We start from the raw sequence: 20,769 nt of genomic DNA, 5'->3' as shown, positions 1-20,769 counted from the left end.
CTCACTGAAAGAAAACAAACACATGTCAACCATTCCAGCCTGCCCCCAATGCGGCCAAGAAAACACTTACCAAGACAGCGACAACTACGTGTGCGCCGATTGCGCGCATGAGTGGCCCATGGTGGCCGCTGCCGCAGCAGATGACGAAGACGAAGCGGTGGTGAAAGACGCCAACGGCACCGTGCTCAAAGACGGCGACGCCGTGGTGCTTATTAAAGACCTCAAGGTCAAAGGCTCATCGACCACCCTGAAGATGGGCACCAAAGTCAAAAGCATTCGCTTGGTCGGCGGTGACCACGAGGTGGACTGCAAGATGGATGTGGGTAACTACATGTTGAAGGCTTGCTTCCTGCGCAAAGCCTAAACACGCGCAGCGCTTAAAGCACCCGACCTCGGTTCGATTTGATCGCCGAGGTCTTTTTTTTGCTGTCTAAGCGGCGCAGCTTAGAGGCATACGTGGGCTTGGTAGGTTTGCGTTTTTTGGGTGGCTTGGCCACGCTTTGCACCAATTCCAGCAAACGCGCAAAGGCTTCGATGCGGTTCATGTCTTGGCTGCGATGCTCTTGCGACTTGATCACCACCACGCCCTCGTTGGTGATGCGGTGATCTGACAAGCACATCAAACGTTCTTTCACATCCTCGGGCAAAGAAGACGCCATCACGTCAAAGCGGAGGTGAATCGCGCTGGAGACCTTGTTGACGTTTTGCCCGCCCGCGCCCTGGGCACGGATGGCGGTCACCTCAACTTCGGACTCTTTGATGTGCATGGGCGTCTTACACGTGCCAGCCAGGCAGCTCACCCATGGCCCACAAAATCAGGCTGATGGTGAAGAACGATGCAATGGTGGTCACCAACAAAGCGGCAGCACAAAAGCCTTCTTGGCCATGGCGCTGTGCCAACAAAGGATAAATGCCCAGCATGGGCATGCCAGCCAACAACACCGCAGAGATTTTGAGGCTGGGGTCAATTGGCCCGACCACCATCAGCATGAGTCCCACTGCCAAGGGGTGCAGCACCAGTTTGCCCACCGCAATCCAGCGCACCTCTTGAATCAAACCGACCACGCGCATCCCGACCAAAGAACCACCGTTCACAAACAACGCAATCGCCGCGGTAGATGCGGCAAAAAGATTGACGGTTTTCGACAGTACCTCAGGCAAGTGCCAACCCATCATGGAGAACACCAGCCCAAGCAAAATGGCTTGCATCATGGGCAGTTTGATCATGCGCTTCAAACTCTGAAGCACGGTGTGTTGCCAAGACAGGTGCTCGGTTTCGCCGCTCTCCGCAATGGCCAAAGCCAGTGGAATAGTGACCAAGTTTTCAATCAACACCGTCAGTGCCAGCCCCACGCCCGCCGCTGGCCCTAAAAACTGCAACAGGATGGGATAGCCCACGTAGCCACTGTTTGAGCAACTCACCCCCATCGCGACCATGCCGCTTTCGGTCAGTGGTTTTTTACGCCACATGCGCCACACCCAAAAGCCCACTGCGAACGAAAACATCGACCCCGCACCGTACGCCATCAGGTAGTTGGGGTTGAGCACCTCGGCAAAGTTGCGCTGTGACAGCGCGTTGAACAGCATGGCTGGCAACGCGAAGTTCAACACAAAACGCCCCAGCACTTGCCCATCCACTTTGCTGAACATCCCGCGACGGGTGGCCGCAAATCCAAGACCAATAGACAAATAAATCGGGCCGGTGATGGTGAGGATGTTGAGCATGAGCGGCTAACGTTTATTGCTTTTGAATACCCGCGCGTTGAATCACATCGCCCCAACGCTTGATCTCGGTTTGTAACCACTCTTGTGCTTGTGGCACGGTGCTGGGGTGCGGTTCCACATTCAAGTCCAACAGCTTTTGGCGCACGGCTGGATTTTGCAAAGCGGCATTCACCTCTTTGTTCAAGCGGTCCACCACCGCTTGCGGTGTTTTGGCGGGTACGCCCAACCCATTCCATGAGGTGGCGACCAAATTAGGGACGCCGCCCTCTTTGGCAGTGGGCACTTGTGGCAAAGCCGTGTTGCGCTTCTGACCTGTGACGGCCAAGGCGCGCAAAGCGCCGCCTTTGATTTGCGGCAGCACAGGGCTCAGCACTTCCACCGCGACATCAATTTGACCACCACGCAAGGCGGTCATCACAGCAGGTGTGCCATTAAAAGGCACCACTTGGGCATCCAAACCAGCGACCGATTTGAACAACTCAGCCGTCAAGTGCTGGGTGCTGCCGATGTTGATGCTGCCAATGTTGAGCTTGCCAGGGTTGGCTTTGGCCCAAGCCAACAACTCAGGCAGCGTTTGAAAGCGTGATTCAGCGCTCGTGACAATGGCCAAATCAAACGTGCCCATCAACGACACAGGTGTGAAGTCTTTGACAGGGTCAAACGGCAATGTTTTGAACAAACCGGCGCTCACGGCGTTGGCGTTAGACATCAACAACAAGGTGTAGCCATCGGGCTCCGACTTGGCCACCATTTCAGCAGCCACAATGCCGCCAGCGCCAGGGCGGTTGTCAATGACCACAGATTGGCCCAAGCCTTCCGACATTTTTTGCGCGACCGTGCGTGCGGTCAGATCAGCCACACCGCCAGCGCCAAACGGCACCACGATGCGCAAAGGCTTGGTGGGATAGGACTGTGCATGGGCCCCTAAGGCACCACACATCAGCAGACATGAAACCAACACACGAGAAACAAAGCAGCGACGAGCTTGCATAGGAACCTCTCCACAAAATTCAAAAGATTGCATTCTCTTCCATCATGAAAGGCCTGACGCCACCGTCAAGAACCACGGGTCCTTCATCCCCCAAACGTCACTGGGTACACTCTGGGGTTACGTTTTTTGACCCTCAAGGATTTGCCATGAACACGACCCCTTCCGGCCTGCAATACACCGACAACGTGGTGGGCGACGGCGCAACAGCCGCCGCTGGCCAGCACGTGAGCGTGCACTACACCGGCTGGCTCTACAAAGATGGCGAACAAGGCGCCAAATTCGACTCCAGCCGCGACCGCAATGACCCCTTTGAATTTCCATTGGGCGCAGGCATGGTCATCAAGGGCTGGGACGAAGGCGTTCAAGGCATGAAGATTGGCGGCCAACGCACCCTCATCATCCCGCCAGAGCTGGGCTACGGCGCACGTGGCGCGGGCGGCGTGATTCCACCGAACGCCACCTTGAAGTTTGACGTCGAACTGCTCGGCCTCGAATAAATTGGGTTCACGGCAGTTTTTGACTGCCGATGACAAGCGGGGCGCGGCCCCGCTTTGTTTTGCCCCTGCAAATTTTTTACAAAACCCCTCTTGAAATAGGGTCGGATGGCCTCAGCTCTGCTGAATCTCCTTCACACAAGCCCTACAAAGCATGTCAGAACCTACAGAAAACAAAGATTCCGCAGCTGCGCACTCCGCCGCTGACCATTTGGCGTCCCACATGGCCGGCATGGCGCCAGCCGACCAAGCTGCTGCAACTGCTGAACCAGCAGCTCCGCTCGACCCCTTGGCCGCAGCCCAAGCCGAAGTCGCCACTTTGCAAGCCAAAGTGACCGAGCTGCAAGACCAATACATCCGCGGCCAAGCCGAAGTGCAAAACGCACGCCGCCGCGCAGATGACGAAGTGTCCAAAGCCCGCAAATTCGCACTGGAAAGCTTTGCCGACAGCTTGCTGCCTGTGCTCGACAGTCTCGAAGCTGGTTTGGCCGTGCAAACCGCCACGCCTGAACAAATCCGTGAAGGCGCAGAAGCAACGCTGCGTCAGCTCAAAAGCGCCATGGAACGCAACAAGATTGTGGCCATCGACCCTGCGGCCGGTGCCAAATTTGACCCTGCACAGCACCAAGCCATCAGCGTGGTGCCAGCCGAACAAGAAGCCAACACCGTGGTAACTGTTTTGCAAAAAGGCTACTTAATCGCCGAGCGTGTGTTGCGTCCTGCACTGGTCACTGTGGCCGCACCGAAATAAAACACTTGAAATTGGCGAAGTTATCCACAACTAAGCCCTATCTGAATTTTTAAAAGTTACTGGAGTTACAAATGGGAAAAATCATCGGTATTGACTTGGGCACCACCAACTCGTGCGTGGCCATCATGGAAGGCAACACGACCAAAGTGATCGAGAACGCAGAAGGCGCTCGCACCACCCCGTCGATCATTGCGTATCAAGAAGACGGCGAAATCTTGGTCGGCGCATCTGCCAAGCGCCAAGCGGTCACTAACCCACGCAATACTTTGTACGCGGTGAAACGTTTGATCGGTCGCAAGTTTGCGGAAAAAGAAGTTCAAAAAGACATCGACTTGATGCCCTACACCATTGCAAAAGCCGACAACGGCGACGCATGGGTGGAAGTGCGCGGCAACAAGTTGGCCCCCCCTCAAATCAGCGCTGAAATTTTGCGCAAGATGAAGAAAACCGCCGAAGACTACCTCGGCGAAGAAGTGACCGAAGCCGTCATCACGGTGCCTGCTTACTTCAACGATGCACAACGTCAAGCCACCAAAGATGCAGGCCGCATCGCAGGCTTGGATGTCAAGCGCATCATCAACGAACCTACGGCTGCTGCCCTGGCTTTCGGTTTGGACAAAACCGAAAAAGGCGACCGCAAGATTGCGGTGTATGACTTGGGTGGCGGCACATTTGACGTGTCCATCATCGAAATCGCTGACGTTGATGGCGAGAAACAATTCGAAGTGTTGTCCACCAACGGCGACACATTCTTGGGTGGCGAAGACTTCGACCAACGCATCATCGACTTCATCATCACCGAGTTCAAGAAAGAATCTGGCGTTGATTTGTCCAAAGACGTGTTGGCCTTGCAGCGCCTGAAAGAAGCCGCTGAAAAAGCCAAGATTGAATTGTCATCGGCCACATCGACCGACATCAACTTGCCTTACATCACGGCTGACGCTTCTGGTCCTAAGCACTTGAATATCAAGCTCAACCGCGCCAAGTTGGAACAGCTGGTGGACGAGTTGGTCGAGCGCACCATCGCCCCTTGCCGCACCGCCATCAAAGATGCCGGCGTGTCGGTGAGTGACATTGACGATGTGATCTTGGTCGGCGGTATGAGCCGTATGCCCAAGGTGCAGGAAAAGGTCAAAGAGTTCTTCGGTCAAGAGCCACGTCGTGACGTGAACCCTGACGAAGCCGTGGCCGTGGGTGCTGCGATTCAAGGTCAAGTGTTGTCTGGTGACCGCACTGACGTGTTGTTGCTCGACGTCACACCACTGTCCTTGGGTATCGAAACCTTGGGCGGCGTGATGACCAAGATGATCGCCAAGAACACGACCATCCCCACGAAGTTTGCACAAACCTTCTCGACCGCCGACGACAACCAACCTGCCGTGACCATCAAGGTCTACCAAGGCGAGCGCGAAATGGCGTCTGGCAACAAGAGCTTGGGCGAGTTCAACCTCGAAGGCATTGCACCTGCAGCACGTGGCACGCCACAAATTGAAGTGTCGTTTGACATTGACGCCAACGGCATCTTGCACGTGGGCGCCAAAGACAAAGCCACAGGCAAAGAAAACAAGATCACGATCAAAGCCAACTCTGGTTTGAGCGAAGACGAAATTCAACAAATGGTGAAAGACGCCGAGTTGAACGCCGCCGAAGACAAGAAGAAACTCGAAATCGTGCAATCACGCAACCAAGCTGACGCCGCTGTTCACAGCGTGAAGAAGAGCTTGGGCGAGCACGGCGACAAGCTCGACGCTGGCGAAAAAGAAACCATCGAAGCCGCCATCAAAGAAGTGGAAGAAGCATTGACAGGCGAAGACAAAGCCGCCATCGATGCCAAGACCGAAGCCTTGATGACCGCTTCACAGAAGCTGGGCGAAAAAGTCTACGCTGACATGCAAGCAGCGCAAGCCGCTGGTGGCGCAGCAGCCGGCCCTGAAGCCAAACCAGCCGACGACAACGTGGTCGACGCTGAAGTGAAAGAAGTCAAAAAAGGCTAAACCCTTTTCTCACCTTCTGAGCTGACCTCGCCGCGTTTCGCCTGAAAAGGTGAACACGCGGCGAAGTCTTGATCAAGCCCCAACAACGGCAACGCCCCACCATGTCCAAACGCGATTTTTATGAAGTACTCGGCCTTGCCAAAGGCGCGAACGACGACGAGATCAAAAAGGCTTATCGCAAACTCGCGATGAAGCACCACCCCGACCGCAACCAAGGCGACAAAGCCAAGGAAGCTGAGGCGCAGTTCAAAGAGGTCAAAGAGGCCTACGAGATGTTGTCCGACCCCGAAAAACGTGCCGCATACGACCAGTACGGCCATGCGGGCGTGGACCCCAATATGCGCGGCGGCCCTGGTGGTGCGGGCGGCTTTGGCGGTGCGGGTTTTGGTGAAGCCTTTGGCGACATCTTTGGTGACATATTTGGCCAACAACGTCGTGGCCCGGGTGGACGTCAGGTGTACCGTGGCAACGACCTTAGCTACGCCATGGAAATCACGCTGGAAGAAGCGGCCAATGGCAAAGACGCACAGCTCAAAATTCCAGGCTGGGACGAATGCGAAACCTGTGATGGCTCAGGCGCTAAGCCAGGTACCTCGGTCAAGACCTGTACCACTTGCCACGGCAGCGGCCAAGTGCAAATGCGCCAAGGCTTTTTCAGCGTGCAACAAACCTGCCCACATTGCCGAGGTTCAGGCAAGATCATTCCTGACCCGTGCAATATGTGTCACGGCCAAGGCAAGCTCAAAAAGCAAAAAACACTCGAAGTCAAAATCCCAGCCGGCATCGACGACGGCATGCGCATCCGCAGCACCGGCAACGGCGAGCCCGGCACCAACGGCGGCCCGCCTGGCGACTTGTTCATTGAGATTCGCGTCAAGAAGCATGACATCTTTGAGCGCGATGGCGACGACCTGCACTGCTCGGTGCCCATCAGCATCACCACCGCAGCGTTGGGCGGCGAAATTCGCGTGCCCACACTGGCCGGCGAAGCAGCGATTGACATTCCCGAAGGCACGCAAAGCGACAAGCAATTCCGTTTGCGTGGCAAAGGCCTGAAAGGCATTCGCTCCAGCTTCCCAGGCGATTTGTATTGCCACATTTCGGTGGAAACACCGGTCAAGCTCACCGAGCACCAGCGCAAGCTGCTCAAAGAGCTGGATGAGTCGTTGAAAAAAGGTGGTGCGAAGCATTCACCCGCCGAGGGTGGATGGGCTGACAAGCTCAAGCGCTTCTTTAACTAAGACCTGCGCGAAGTTTCGTCACGTAAAGAGGAGATACTTCGCCTATGAGCGTCAACATCACATTCTTGGGCGGAACTGGTACGGTCACCGGTTCTAAATATTTGGTTCAGCACGACGGCAAGAAATTGCTGGTCGACTGCGGTTTGTTTCAGGGCTACAAACAGCTGCGCTTGCGCAACTGGAACCCGATGCCCATCGAGGCTGCCGATGTCGATGCGGTGCTGCTCACCCACGCACACTTAGATCACAGTGGCTATTTGCCGCTGCTACATCGCCAAGGCTTTCGTGGCCGTGTGCATGCCACACCGGCCACCTGCGATTTGTGCGCCATCTTGCTGCCAGACAGCGGCCACATCCAAGAAGAGGATGCTGCGTTTGTGAATCGCCACGGTTACTCCAAACACGCGCCTGCCCTGCCGCTTTACAGCAAGCACGATGCCATTGTGAGCTTGAACCTTTTACACCCAGAAGTCATTGGCAAAACGTTTTCGCCACTCCCTGGTTGGAAAGCCACGTTCTCGTCGGCAGGCCACATCTTGGGTGCAGCCAGCATTCTTTTAGAAGTCGGGGGTCGTCGTATTTTGTTCAGCGGCGATTTGGGACGCCCTGACGACCTCATCATGAAAGCACCTGACTTGCCCCCCGAGGCAGACACCGTGCTGATTGAGTCCACCTACGGCAACCGCAGCCACCCCCAAGAAGATGTGCTGGCCGAGCTGGCACCGGCTTTGAAACGCGTGGCCTCACGTGGCGGTGTTGCCGTGTTGCCTGTGTTTGCGGTGGGGCGTGCGCAAGCACTGCTCTACGCAATCTCCCTTCTCAAAGAACGCGGCGAAATACCGCACAGCTTGCCCATCTTTTTGGACAGCCCGATGGCGGTGCACACCACCGAACTATTGCCACGTCACCCCGATGCGCACCGCCTCGATGCCGAAGCTTTGCACCAAGTGAAGCACATCGCCACCATGGTGGAAACACCCGAGCAGTCCAAAGCGCTCGCCAAACGCCATGGCCCCATGGTGATTTTGTCGGCCAGTGGCATGGCCACGGGTGGGCGCGTGTTGCACCATTTGGCTCACTACCTGCCTGACCATCGCAACATGGTCATCCTCACGGGTTACCAAGCACCTGGCACGCGCGGCGACACGCTGGCCAAAGGCGGGACGACCGTGCGCATCCATGCGCAAGAGGTGGCAGTGAATGCCGAAGTGGTACAGCTTCAATCGTCTTCAGCCCATGCCGATGCCACGCAGCTTTTAGATTGGCTCAAACACATGAAACATGCGCCAGATCAGGTGTATGTCGTGCATGGTGAACTCGAAGCTTCAGACATGCTGCGTCAGCGCATTGAACACGAGCTCAAGTGGCGCGCCGTGGTGCCAGAGCATGGCAGCACGTGGCCGACTTGAAACCCTTGAACACGTCAGACGTATGCGCATCATGTTTCTAAAACCTCCTATCCGCACCGCTCGCACGAGCACCACGTTGGTGGTCGTAGCCAGCCTTTGGCTGGCCGTGGCAGGGAACTTAGCCCTATGGAGAACATTGCTCGCGTTGCCCGATCTCACAGGATGGCACGGGATGGGGTTTGGTGTAGCTTTCGCCTTGATGATTGCTTGCGTGGTCGCCGCCTTGTTGTCACTGCTGGCTTGGCGCTTCACGCTCAAACCCGCCATCACCTTGCTTGTGCTGCTCGCAGCTTTCGCCACACACTACATGTTGATGTATGGCGTCGTGGTTGACACACCGATGCTGGTGAACGTGCTTCAAACCGACACGCGTGAGGCGCGCGATCAGCTGAGTTGGCAATTGCTCGGTACGGTTTTAGTCTTGGCTGTGTTACCGCTCATGTGGCTCTGGCGTCAGCCCATGACCACACGGCCCTTGACGCAACAAATGCTGCGCAATGCTGGGTTGTTTGCCGTGTCATTGGCATTGGCGTTTGGCACGACGCAACTGGTCTTCAAAGACTTCTCGTCGCTCATGCGCAACCACCCCCAGATGCGCTACCAGATCAACCCACTCAACAGCGTCTACGCCGTGCTGGATATGACGGTGATTCCCTCCGATCAGCCCCGCGGTCCTATGCAAAGCTTGGGATTGGATGCACACATTGCATCAAGCACCGGCCGCACGCCACAAAAACCACCGCTGTTGGTGTTTGTGCTGGGAGAAACAGCACGCAGCCAAAACTTCTCGCTCAATGGTTACGAGCGCAACACCAACCCTTTGCTCGCCAAAGAAAACATCACCAGTTTCAGCCAAGTGAGCTCCTGCGGCACGAGCACGGCCGAATCGGTGCCATGCATGTTTTCGCACCTCGGCCGCGCCGAGTTTGCCAAGCGCGGCAGTGAATTTGAAAACATGCTGGATGTGTTGCAACGCGCGGGCTACGCCGTGTTGTGGATAGATAACCAATCGGGCTGCAAAGAGCAATGCGTGCGCGTGCCTCACGTGAACACATCCAACCTCAAACTGCCTGAGCACTGCACAGGTGACGAATGTCGCGATACCGTGATGCTCGCGCGCATCGACGCCGAACTCGCCAAGCTCCCCACTGAGCGCCGCGCACGGGGCACCGTGGTGGTGATGCACCAAATGGGTAGCCATGGCCCCGCCTACTTCAAGCGCACGCCCGCAGAATTCAAAACCTTCACGCCTGAATGCACCGACACCTCACTGTCGCAATGTGACCGAGCCCAAGTGGTCAATGCTTATGACAACACCCTTGTGTTCACTGACTATTTCTTGTCACGTGTGATCACTTGGCTCAAAGCACAAGAAAAAATCAGCACGCCCGCCATGCTTTATGTGTCAGACCACGGCGAATCTTTGGGCGAAAAAAACATGTATTTGCATGGCTTGCCCTACAACATAGCGCCGCCTGAACAAACCACAGTCCCCATGATCACTTGGCTATCGCCTGGCTTTGAACAGTTCCGCCATGTGAGCACGCGCTGCTTGCAAACCCTACGCGACAAACCGCTGTCACACGACCACTTGTTTCATTCGGTGCTGGGTTTGATGGCGGTGAAAACCAGCGTCTACCAGCGCGAGCGTGATTTCTTTGCAGCCTGCGAAGGCCGTTAAACCTCTCGAACCGTTTTACAAGAAACGGTCGAGCAGCTTGCGCGTGTGACGGTCTAGCGACGGCAAGTCGCGAATCAAGAACTGCACACCGTGGGCATCGGCCACGATGAGTCGCGAAGCGCTCAAGCGGCGAATGTCTTCCTCGCCTTTGAGCACCAACTGCGCAGGACCACGGTTAGTTTGCACACGCCAAACGCTGGGCGTGGAAAAGCTGTTCACCCCATCCAAACGCAATATCTCCGGCATGAACTCACGGCCTTGCAGCGCTTGCGCCACGATGTCGCGTTCGTTGGCGGGAAGGTCGTTGAGGTTCTCGACCCAGGCCAGTTCTTTGCCTTCGGCGCTCAAGATAGAAATGCATTGGTCAGGGGTGGCAATCGGAAACGCACGGGCCACCACAGCACCCACGTGTTGTGTGCCATCTGCCATGGTGACCACCAGTTTGCCGAAGGGGTCAAAAGCCAAAGAGAAATTTTGTGTCACGACGGTACTCATTCAGACTCCTTCGTCGAAGCGCGCGCCACGGCATCTTCTGCATTTTTCGCTTGAGCTTCATACAGGCGGTAGTACGCACCTTGACGCGCCATAAGCGTGTCGTGGTCACCCTCTTCCACCACCACGCCCTGCTCCATCACCACCAAACGGTCGGCTTTGTTGAGCGTGGACAAACGGTGGGCAATGGCAATCGTGGTGCGTCCTTGCACCAAGTTGTCCAAGGCCTTTTGAATTTCTTGCTCAGTCTCGGTGTCCACCGACGCCGTGGCTTCGTCCAAGATGAGGATGCGTGGGTTGATCAGCAACGCACGCGCAATCGAGATGCGCTGACGCTCACCACCCGACAGACCTTGACCGCGTTCGCCCACCAAAGAGTCATAGCCTTGCGGCAACCGCAAGATGAACTCATGCGCGTGGGCTGCACGGGCAGCGGCCACGATTTCTTCGCGGCTTGCATCTGGCAAACCATAGGCGATGTTGTCTGCAATCGTGCCGAAGAACAAGAATGGCTCTTGCAACACCATGCCAATGTGGCTGCGGAAGTCCGACAAAGCGATGTTGCGAATGTCGATACCGTCGAGCTTGATGGAGCCTTCGCTCAAGTCGTAGAAACGGCAAATCAGGTTGACCAAGGTGCTCTTGCCCGAACCGCTTTGGCCCACCAAGCCAATCATCTCGCCGGGGCGGATGGTGAGGTTCATGCCGCGAATCACAGCGCGGTTGCCATAACGAAAACCTGCATCCTGAATCTCAATGCGACCTTGCAGTGGCGTTGGTAACTTTTGAGGATTGACAGTCTCTGGCACGCTGGAGACGTGGTCCAAAATTTCAAAAATACGCTTGGCACCCGCCGCCGCTTTTTGGGTGTGAGAGACGATGCGGCTCATCGAATCAAGGCGTGTGTAGAAGCGCCCGATATAGGCCAAGAACGCTGCCAAGACACCCACCGAAATTTGGTTGTGCGACACCAAGTAAATGCCAAAACCCCACACCACCAACAAACCGACTTCGGTCATCAGCGTGACCGTGGGCGAGAACAAAGACCACACAAAGTTGATGCGGTCGTTCACGGCCAAGTTGTGCTTGTTGGCATCGCGAAAGCGGTTGGCTTCACGTGTCTCTTGAGCGAAGGCTTTGACCACACGGATGCCGGGAATGGTGTCGGCCAGCACGTTGGTGAGCTCTGACCACACGCGGTCAATCTTCTCAAAACCCGTGCGCAGTTTGTCTCGCACCGTGTGAATCAACCACACGATGAACGGCAACGGCAACAACGTGGCAGCAGCCAGCTTGGGGTCGATGCTGATGAGGATGGAGGCTGTCATGACAATCATGAGCACGTCGGTCGCAAAATCCAGCAAATGCAGCGACAAAAACACGCAAATGCGGTCGGTCTCGGCGCCAATGCGGTTCATCAAGTCACCCGTGCGACGGCCACCAAAGTATTCGAGCGACAAGCGCATCAAGTGCTCATAGGCCGTGGTGCGCAAATCGGCACCAATGCGCTCAGACACCAAGGCCAAGATGTAGGTTTTGAGCCAACCCAAGCCCCAGGCCAGCAAAGCTGCACCCAGCAAGCCTCCCAGGTACATGTAGACCAAATCGTGGTCAATGTCTTTGCCGTTTTGAAACGGAATCAACACATCGTCCATCAAAGGCATGGTGAGGTAAGGCGGCACCAAAGTTGCAGCGGTAGAAGCCAGCGTCAACAAGAAGCCTGCCAACAGTCGCCATTGATAAGGCTTGGCAAAGCGCCACAGGCGGAACAAGCCCCAGGTCGACAGCGGCGCGTGCTGTTCGCGGCTACAGACGGGGCACTCATCGCCTACGTTTTCTAGCTGCAATTTGCACTGTGGGCAACGCGCTTGGGCGGATGTGGCCAAGGACTTGCCATGGGTCAAAACCTCAAGATGTTCCGCAAACTTTTCTTGCAAGCGCATGGCCGTGACGTTGTGCGTCAAGGTGAATCGCCAGCTGGCAATGCGGTGCGTGGCATCCACCAAACTCAGAGTGCCCACGCCGGCATGGTCAGTGTGGGTCATCTTCATGCCAGCAGCCAGTGGCCAGCTGTCCCAGACGGGGGTAGAGCCCGTCTCTTGGGAGGCAAAAAGCACCCTCTGGTCTGTCACAATTAGCAGCCCTAGCGAAAAATGTAATTGGGCGTTCAGGTCAACCTCTAGCCAGGCTAGAACGTTTTCTTGAGGTGACAGTTGTGCAAACGCTGAAGATTGCCAGCCCTCGGGCAAAACAACTTTGGTCGAAGCCGATAAAGAAGAATTCATTATTGGAATTTTGCTGCTTCAATCGATGCAAATCGATGGACGGCGATAAAAATAAAAAGCAGGAGCCAGGACTTTGTTGTACCCCCACACGTATGCAAATGATTGTATCGCCGCAGCCTCGGAGGTCGCTGTAGTGACCTCGGCTCTCCCCCCTGCTTCAGCCACCCAAACCTCCGCTCAAAACCTCCGCTAATTTATGGCCTTCAAAGACATTCAAATCCTGCGCATGAACTACTTGCGTGGGCCCAATATTTGGACTTACCGCCCGATCATCGAAGCGCTCATCGACTTGGGTGAGATGGAAGACCACCCCTCCAACAAAATTGACGGCTTCAACGACCGCATCAATGGCTGGCTACCCGGCTTGGTCGAGCACCACTGCGGTGTGGGCCATCGCGGCGGTTTCCTCACCCGCTTGGTGGGCGGCACTTGGATGGGCCACATCATGGAGCACGTCTCCATCGAGTTGCAGCTCTTGGCTGGTGCCCGCGCTGAATTTGGCAAGGCGCGTGAAATCAGCAAACGCGGCATTTACAAAGTGGTGTTTCGCACCGAGCACGAAGAGCTGGGCCGCGAAAGCTTCCTCGCCGCCCGTGAGCTCGTGATGGCTGCTGCCAACAACAAACCCTTCGACATCACGGCCACTGTGGACCGTTTGAAAAAGATTGCCGACTTGCGCTGTTTAGGCCCCAGCACCGCGTGCATCGTCGATGCAGCGGTGGAACGCAAAACGCCGTTCATCCGCCTGACCGAAGGCAACTTGGTGCAACTGGGCTACGGCTCTAAGCAACGCCGCATTTGGACGGCCGAGACCGACCGCACCAGTGCCATTGCTGAAAGCATCTCCAGCGACAAAGACTTGACCAAACGCTTGCTCACACAGTGCGGCATTCCTGTGCCAGAAGGCCAGATCGTCAAAACCGCGGATGAAGCTTGGGAAGCCGCCCAAGACATCGGTCTGCCCGTGGTGGTCAAGCCCCTCGACGGTAACCGTGGCTGGGGCGTGTCGCTCGACGTGAACACCGAAGAAGGCGTACGCACAGCATGGACGGCTGCTGAAAAAGAAGGCAGCGAAGTGTTGATCGAGCGCTATGTGCGCGGCGACGAACACCGCGTGCTGGTGGTGGGTGACCGCGTGGTGGCTGCCACACGTGGCGAAACCGCTTGCATCACAGGCGATGGCACTTCAACGGTGGAACAGTTGATCGACAGCCAAATCAACACCGACCCACGTCGCGGCATCGCTGAAGGCTTCCCGCTCGACCTGATTCGCTTGCACACCCCACGCGGCGAAATGTCGCTGCTCGAAATCCAACGCCAAGGCTTGAAGCCCGACAGCGTGCCTGAAAAAGGCCGCATCGTGGTGGTGCAACGCAACGGCAACCTCAACAACGATGTGACCGATTTGGTCCACCCCGAAGTCGCCGCTGTGGCCACCCTCGCCGCACGTGTGATTGGTTTGGACATTGCTGGCATCGACATCGTCACCCAAGACATCTCTCGCCCTTTGGAAGAAACCAAAGGCGCCATCATCGAAGTCAACGCAGGCCCAGGCTTGCTGATGCACGTCAAACCCGCCGTAGGCCAACCCCGCCCTGTGGGCAAAGCAATCGTCGAACATTTGTTTGGCTCCAACGAGTCAGGCCGCATCCCCGTGGTGGGCATTGTGGGCAGCCAACAAACCACCGAGTTATCGCAACTCGTGGCTTGGTTGTTACACCTGTCTGGCAAACGCACCGGCTTGGCTTGCAAAGATGGTTTGTACATGGACCAACAGCACTTGGGCAAAACCGACTCACGTGGCTTTGAAGCCTCGGAGCGTTTGCTCATCAACCGCGCTTTGGATGCCGCCGTGTTTGAAACCACACCCGCACACATCTTGGACGAAGGCTTGGCCTACGACCGTTGCTTGATTGGCGTGGTCACCAACATGCCCGAGACCAACACAGAGCTGATTGAAAAACACGACATCCAAACGCCTGAACAAATGCGCACCGTGGTCCGCACCCAAGTTGACTTGGTGCTACCCGAAGGTGCCGCTGTACTCAATGCCGATGAAGAAGCCGTAGCCTCTTTGGCTGAGTTGAGCGATGGTGAAGTGGTGTACTACGCCAAAGCCCAAGACAACACCACCCTGATGGCCCATTTGCAAAACGGCGGACGTGCTGTGTTCTGCAAAGACGGCCACGTCACGTTGGCACGCGGCGACCAAGAAACACAGCTGTTCCACCTAGACCTCGAATTGATTGCACGCTTGCTCAAAGATGGTTTGCAAATTTCGACACTGCTGGCCGCTGTGGCTGCCGCTTGGGCACTGGACATTGCACCATTGCTGATTCGCGCTGGCTTGAAAAATTTCGGACAACAAAACCAACACGTTGCCAAAGACGTTGCAAGGATGAATGGCTAATGGAAGTCTCTCGTATCCGCGCTCTGCGCGGCCCTAACCTCTGGACCCGTCACACTGCCGTGGAAGCCATGGCCACTTGCGATGCGAATGAAATCGACCTGAGCCAACACCCAGATTTCGAAAATCGCTTGCGCAACTTGTTCCCAGGCGTCGGCAACCTGCAACCCACCGACCACAAGGTCAAACTCAGCATGGCGCACGCCCTCGAAGCAGCCACCTTGCATTTACAAATTGAGGCGGGCTGCCCCGTCACCTTCAGCCGCACCACAGCCACCACAGACCACGGTTTGTTCCAAGTGGCCGTGGAATACACCGAAGAGCAAGTGGGCATCATGGCCATCAAACTCGCTCACGAGCTGTGTCTTGCCGCACTGAACAACACCAGCTTCGATGTCGACGCCGCCATTCACCAACTGCGTGAACTCGACGAAGACATTCGCTTGGGCCCATCCACAGGCTCTATCGTCAACGCGGCCATTGCGCGTGGCATTCCCTACCGTCGCTTGACCGAAGGCAGCTTGGTGCAATTGGGTTGGGGAAGCAAGCAGCGACGCATTCAAGCGGCCGAGATTGACTCCACCAGCGCGATTGCTGAGTCCATCGCACAAGACAAAGAACTCACCAAGAAGTTGCTTCATGCGGCCGGTGTGCCTGTGCCTTTGGGCCGCCCTGTGATTAGCCCCGACGATGCTTGGGCTGCTGCCCAAGAAATCGGCTTGCCCGTGGTCATCAAGCCACGCGACGGCAACCAAGGCAAAGGCATCTCTGTCAACGTGACCACCGAAGAAGGCGTCAAAGCCGCTTATGTGGCTGCACGCGCTTGCCGAGAAGAGGTGCTGGTTGAGCGCTTCTTGCCCGGCAGCGATTACCGCTTGCTGGTGGTGGGCAACAAACTCGTGGCCGCCGCCCGACGCGAACCTCCGCTGGTGATTGGTAACGGCAAAAACACCGTGCGTGAGTTGGTGGACATCGTCAACGCGGACCCGCGTCGTGGTGAAGGCCATGCCACCTCGCTGACCAAAATTCGCTTTGACGACATCGCGATTGCACGCCTCAAAGAACAAGGCTACGAAGCGACCTCCGTGCCCGCCAAAGGCGCACGTGTGATTCTGCGCAACAACGCCAACCTCTCCACAGGCGGTACCGCCACCGACGTGACCGATGACGTTCACCCAGAAGTCGCCTTGCGTGCCATTGCGGCCGCACAAATGGTCGGTCTCGACATTTGTGGCGTGGACGTGGTGTGCGAATCTGTCTTGCGCCCCCTGGAAGAACAAAGCGGTGGCGTGGTGGAAGTCAATGCTGCCCCCGGCTTGCGCATGCACCTGAGCCCTTCGTTCGGCAAAGGCCGTGACGTGGGCGAAGCCGTGATGGCCACCATGTTCCCCGATGGCGGCGATGGCCGTATTCCTGTGATTGCTGTCACCGGCACGAATGGAAAAACCACCACCGTGCGTTTGACCTCTCACCTGCTGCGCGCCAACGGGTTGCGCGTGGGCATGACCAACACCGATGGTGTGTATGTGAACGGCCGTCAAACCGACAGCGGCGACTGCAGCGGCCCACGCAGCGGTCGCAACGTGTTGGCACACCCCGATGTGGATGCAGCCGTGCTCGAAACCGCACGTGGCGGCATGTTGCGCGAAGGCTTGGCCTTTGACCGCTGCCAAGTGGCGGTGGTGACCAACATCGGCATGGGCGACCACTTAGGACTCAACTACATCACCACCGTCGAAGACTTAGCGGTGTTGAAGCGCGTCATCGTGCAAAACGTGGCCGAATCCGGCACAGCGGTGCTCAACGCCACCGACCCCATCGTGGCGGCCATGGCCAACAAGTGCCCAGGCCAAGTGACCTTCTTTGGTTTGGATTCACACCACCCCGTCATTGCCACGCACCGTGCGCAAGGCAAGCGCGTGTTGTTTGTGGAAGACGACCAAATCGTGGCCATGCAAGGCAGCCACTCGGTGCGCATTCCTTTGTCGGAAATTCCTGTCACACGCGGTGGCGCGATCAGCTTCCAAATTGAAAACGCGATGGCCTCCATCGGCGCGGCATGGGCAGTAGGCGTGCCTTGGCAAACCATCTGCAAAGGCTTGGCCACATTTGTAAGCGACAGCAATGCGGTGCCCGGACGCTTCAACGTGTTCGACTACAAAGGCGCCACCGTGATTGCCGATTACGGCCACAACCCAGATGCCATCAAGGCACTTGTGCAAGCCGTGACCAACCTGCCCGCGCAACGCCGCAGCGTGGTGATCAGCGGTGCGGGTGACCGTCGTGACGAAGACATCCGTGAGCAGACGCGCCTGATTGGTGAAGCGTTTGACGATGTGGTGTTGTACCAAGACGCATGCCAACGCGGCCGTGTGGACGGCGAGGTGTTGAAGCTCTTGCGTCAAGGTTTGGACGGCGCGAAGCGCACGACACATATCGACGAAATTCACGGTGAGTTTTTGGCGATTGACCGTGCGATGGAGCGCTTGCAAAAAGGCGATTTGTGCTTGATCTTGATTGACCAAGTGGATGAGGCTTTGGCACACATCACGCAACGGGTGAACTCGGCGGCTTTGGCTGGCTAAGTTTTTCTGCTTCAATTAAAAAGCCACTCTTTTTGGGAGTGGCTTTTTTGTTTGTGCTTCTGTTTTTCTATCGCTGATGCTGACAGGGCTGTGCGGCGGCTGCCTCACAGCCCCATCAGCATCCGAGTGTGGGTAGGCAAATTAAAACAAGCCTTTGTACTGATCGCGCAGCAAATTCTTTTGCACTTTACCCATGGTGTTGCGTGGCAGCTCTGCCACCACAAAACACTTCTTGGGAATTTTGAAGTTCGCCAGTTGTGACTTGAGTGCGGCAACCACCGCGTCTGCATCCACCTTGGCGCCGGGCTTGGCAATGACCACCGCGACCCCCACTTCACCAAAGTCAGGATGCGGCACGCCAATCAACGCGCTTTCAGCCACGCCGGGCATGTCGTTGATGTAGCCCTCAATCTCTGCGGGATAGACGTTGTAGCCGCCGCTGATGATGAGGTCTTTGCTGCGCCCCACGATCACCACGTAGCCACGCTCATCTACTTTGCCCACATCACCGGTTTTGAAATAACCGTCGGCGGTGAACTCTTCTTTGGTTTTCTCGGGCATGCGCCAGTAGCCACCAAACACGTTGGGGCCTTTGACTTGAATGCCGCCAATTTCACCCACGGGTAAGGCATGGCCTTGGTCGTCTTGCACACGCAAGGACACGCCGGGAAGCGGAAAGCCTACGGTACCGCCACGGCGTTCTGTTTGGCCGGGGTAGCGCGCATCAGCGGCATAAGGGTTGGAGGTGAGCATGACGGTTTCGCTCATGCCGTAGCGCTCAAGAATCGGCTGGCCTACACGGTCTTTCCACTCGTTGAAAGTCTCCAATAGCAATGGCGCAGAACCTGCGACAAACAAACGCATCTTCGATGCTTGCGCTTTGGTGAGGCTTGGCTCAGCCAACATGCGTACGTAAAGCGTGGGCACGCCCATGAACACGGTGGCTTCGGGCATTTTGGCGATGACGAGTTTGGGATCGAACTTGGACATCCAAATCATCTTGCTGCCGTTGAGCAAAGCACCGTGGATGGCCACAAACAAACCGTGCACATGGAAGATGGGCAAGGCGTGAATCAGCACATCACCGGGCTTCCAGCCCCAGTAGCTTTTCAAGGTTTGTGCGTTGCTCAGCATGTTGCCGTGCGAGAGCATGGCGCCTTTGCTGCGACCTGTCGTGCCACTGGTGTACAAAATGGCAGCCAAGTCATCGGCTTTGTTTTGCACCACTTGGTGTTGGTCTGGGCAATGCGCAGCGCGCTCTAACAAGCTGCCTGTGCGGTTGTCGTCCAAGGTGAACACGTTTTGCGTGCCCGCCTTGAAGGCAATTTTGCTGACCCAGCCAAAGTTCTTGCTGCTGCACACCACCACGGCGGGTTCGGCGTTGCCAATGAAATATTCAATCTCAGCACTTTGGTACGCCGTGTTCAAAGGCAAAAACACATAGCCTGCACGCAAGGTGGCAAGGTACAGCATGACGGCTTCGACCGATTTCTCCACTTGCACCGCCACGCGTGAGCCTTTGGGAATGTGAAGCGAGTCAAGCAGATTGGCCATCATCGCGCTGGCACGCTCAAGATCAGACCAGCTGTAGTGCAAGCCATCGTCTGTTTCGATAGCAGTTACTTTCAAGTCTTTTGGAAACGCGGCACGCAAAGCCGCATACAGGTTGTGATTCATCGTCTGTCTTCAGTTAATCGAGTTTGGCGCCAGAGGCTTTCACCACAGCAGCCCATTTTTTAATTTCGCCTGTGACAAAGCTACCAAACTGAGTGCCCGTCACGTTTGGAAACTCGGCACCACTGTTCGCCCAGCTGGTTTTGATGTCGTCTGAAACTGCGGCTTTGCGCACTTCTTCGATGATGCGGGCTTGCACATCGGCCGGTGTACCTTTGGGCGCCCATAGGCCATACCAAGTGGTCACGTTGTAGTCGGGCATGCCCAGTTCAGCTGCGCAGGGCACATCGGGGAACGAGGGGTTGCGTTTGTTGCCAGACACCATCAAGGCTTTGATGCGACCGCCTTTGATGTGCTGAGCCGAAGATCCCAAACCGTCGAACATCATGTCCACGTTGCCCGCAATCAGGTCTTGCAAAGCTGGGCCTGCACCACGGTAAGGAATGTGCGTGATGAAAGTTTTGCTTTGCAGCTTGAACAACTCACCCGCCAAATGGTGCGAGGTGCCGCCGCCTGCCGAACCGTAGTTGAACTTGCCTGGGTTGTTGCGCACCATTTGCATGAAGGCTTTGAAGTCACCCGGCACATTCTTGGGGTTGACCACCAGCACGTGTGGCACGCTGGCCACCATAGCGAGAGGCACAAAGTCACGCTCTAAATCGTAGTCGAGCTTGGGATACATCGCGGGTGCGATTGAGTGATGCACCGCGCCCATGAAAAAGGTGTAGCCATCGGGCGCAGCTTTGGCTGCAACGCCTGCGCCTAAGTTGCCACCCGCACCACCACGGTTGTCAATGACCAATGTCTTGCCGCTTTGCTTGGAAAACTGTGCAGAGAAAGGACGTGCGAATGTGTCTGTACCACCGCCTGCTGGAAATGGGACAACCAGCGTCACGGGTTTGGTGGGCCATGTGCTCTGTGCTTGCGCACCAAAGCTGAATGCAGCACATGCAGCAGCAGTCAGCGCTAGCCACTGTCGACGGTTGGATGTTGTTTTGAAATTTTTCATACGTGTCTCCTGATGGTTTTATTGAACTAGC

Annotated in this window: 16 protein-coding genes; 9 read left to right on the top strand and 7 right to left on the bottom strand. The window is 56.4% G+C overall.

The features are described 5' to 3' along the window. Positions 1 to 22 precede the first annotated feature (22 nt). Complete coding sequence (locus C5F52_RS04720; protein WP_104797203.1) at positions 23 to 364, top strand: zinc ribbon domain-containing protein YjdM; 342 nt, start codon at positions 23 to 25, stop codon at positions 362 to 364. 13 nt (positions 365 to 377) lie between these two features. Here C5F52_RS04720 and arfB read toward each other — a convergent pair whose 3' ends face one another. Genes arfB through C5F52_RS04705 form a run of 3 tightly spaced genes read right to left on the bottom strand, consistent with a single transcriptional unit; the run spans position 378 to position 2,716 of the window. Beyond that, on the bottom strand, positions 378 to 767 hold the full coding sequence (gene arfB, locus C5F52_RS04715; protein WP_104797800.1) for an alternative ribosome rescue aminoacyl-tRNA hydrolase ArfB: 390 nt from the start codon (positions 765 to 767) through the stop codon (positions 378 to 380). Positions 768 to 774: 7 nt separating this feature from the next. Continuing rightward, positions 775 to 1,725, bottom strand: coding sequence for an AEC family transporter (locus C5F52_RS04710; protein ID WP_104797202.1), 951 nt, complete (start codon positions 1,723 to 1,725; stop codon positions 775 to 777). Between the two features lie 13 nt (positions 1,726 to 1,738). Then, entirely contained in the window at positions 1,739 to 2,716 is a 978-nt protein-coding gene (locus C5F52_RS04705) for a tripartite tricarboxylate transporter substrate binding protein (RefSeq protein ID WP_201746965.1), read from the bottom strand. 146 nt (positions 2,717 to 2,862) lie between these two features. Here C5F52_RS04705 and C5F52_RS04700 point away from each other — a divergent pair, with 146 nt between their 5' ends. The 6 genes from C5F52_RS04700 (at position 2,863) to C5F52_RS04675 (ending at position 10,286) form a co-directional block, all read left to right on the top strand. Next, positions 2,863 to 3,213 (top strand): FKBP-type peptidyl-prolyl cis-trans isomerase, encoded by a 351-nt coding sequence (locus tag C5F52_RS04700; protein ID WP_104797200.1) that lies wholly within the window; start codon positions 2,863 to 2,865, stop codon positions 3,211 to 3,213. 220 nt (positions 3,214 to 3,433) lie between these two features. After that, complete coding sequence (gene grpE / locus C5F52_RS04695; protein WP_104797799.1) at positions 3,434 to 3,961, top strand: nucleotide exchange factor GrpE; 528 nt, start codon at positions 3,434 to 3,436, stop codon at positions 3,959 to 3,961. 71 nt (positions 3,962 to 4,032) lie between these two features. After that, complete coding sequence (gene dnaK / locus C5F52_RS04690; RefSeq protein WP_104797199.1) at positions 4,033 to 5,955, top strand: molecular chaperone DnaK; 1,923 nt, start codon at positions 4,033 to 4,035, stop codon at positions 5,953 to 5,955. A gap of 101 nt (positions 5,956 to 6,056) precedes the next feature. Beyond that, on the top strand, positions 6,057 to 7,196 hold the full coding sequence (gene dnaJ, locus C5F52_RS04685; RefSeq protein WP_104797798.1) for a molecular chaperone DnaJ: 1,140 nt from the start codon (positions 6,057 to 6,059) through the stop codon (positions 7,194 to 7,196). 44 nt (positions 7,197 to 7,240) lie between these two features. After that, entirely contained in the window at positions 7,241 to 8,605 is a 1,365-nt protein-coding gene (locus tag C5F52_RS04680) for an MBL fold metallo-hydrolase RNA specificity domain-containing protein (RefSeq protein WP_104797198.1), read from the top strand. A 31-nt stretch (positions 8,606 to 8,636) separates the two neighbouring features. Continuing rightward, on the top strand, positions 8,637 to 10,286 hold the full coding sequence (locus C5F52_RS04675) for a phosphoethanolamine transferase (protein ID WP_104797797.1): 1,650 nt from the start codon (positions 8,637 to 8,639) through the stop codon (positions 10,284 to 10,286). Positions 10,287 to 10,301: 15 nt separating this feature from the next. Here the strand turns inward: C5F52_RS04675 and C5F52_RS04670 are convergent, their stop codons facing one another. Both C5F52_RS04670 and C5F52_RS04665 read right to left on the bottom strand, forming a co-directional pair. Next, the gene (locus C5F52_RS04670) at positions 10,302 to 10,781 is read right to left on the bottom strand and encodes a DUF1854 domain-containing protein (protein ID WP_104797197.1); all 480 of its coding nucleotides are present in this window, start codon (positions 10,779 to 10,781) and stop codon (positions 10,302 to 10,304) included. Next, complete coding sequence (locus C5F52_RS04665) at positions 10,778 to 13,063, bottom strand: ABC transporter ATP-binding protein (RefSeq protein WP_104797196.1); 2,286 nt, start codon at positions 13,061 to 13,063, stop codon at positions 10,778 to 10,780. The genes C5F52_RS04670 and C5F52_RS04665 overlap by 4 nt, the downstream gene beginning before the upstream one ends. A 196-nt stretch (positions 13,064 to 13,259) precedes the next feature. Between C5F52_RS04665 and cphA (C5F52_RS04660) the strand changes: the two genes are divergently transcribed. Both cphA (C5F52_RS04660) and cphA (C5F52_RS04655) read left to right on the top strand, forming a co-directional pair. Beyond that, on the top strand, positions 13,260 to 15,473 hold the full coding sequence (cphA, locus tag C5F52_RS04660) for a cyanophycin synthetase (protein WP_104797195.1): 2,214 nt from the start codon (positions 13,260 to 13,262) through the stop codon (positions 15,471 to 15,473). Further along, positions 15,473 to 18,055 (top strand): cyanophycin synthetase, encoded by a 2,583-nt coding sequence (cphA, locus tag C5F52_RS04655; RefSeq protein ID WP_104797194.1) that lies wholly within the window; start codon positions 15,473 to 15,475, stop codon positions 18,053 to 18,055. The genes cphA (C5F52_RS04660) and cphA (C5F52_RS04655) overlap by 1 nt, the downstream gene beginning before the upstream one ends. Positions 18,056 to 18,196: 141 nt before the next feature. Here the strand turns inward: cphA (C5F52_RS04655) and C5F52_RS04650 are convergent, their stop codons facing one another. Beyond that, on the bottom strand, positions 18,197 to 19,732 hold the full coding sequence (locus C5F52_RS04650; RefSeq protein ID WP_104797193.1) for a malonyl-CoA synthase: 1,536 nt from the start codon (positions 19,730 to 19,732) through the stop codon (positions 18,197 to 18,199). 13 nt (positions 19,733 to 19,745) lie between these two features. Then, positions 19,746 to 20,738 (bottom strand): tripartite tricarboxylate transporter substrate binding protein, encoded by a 993-nt coding sequence (locus C5F52_RS04645; protein ID WP_104797192.1) that lies wholly within the window; start codon positions 20,736 to 20,738, stop codon positions 19,746 to 19,748. Positions 20,739 to 20,769: the final 31 nt, after the last annotated feature.

Source organism: Limnohabitans sp. TS-CS-82 (genome assembly GCF_002943475.1).
Note: the sequence above shows the minus strand (reverse complement) of the source record. Positions and strands in the feature narration are given on the sequence as shown.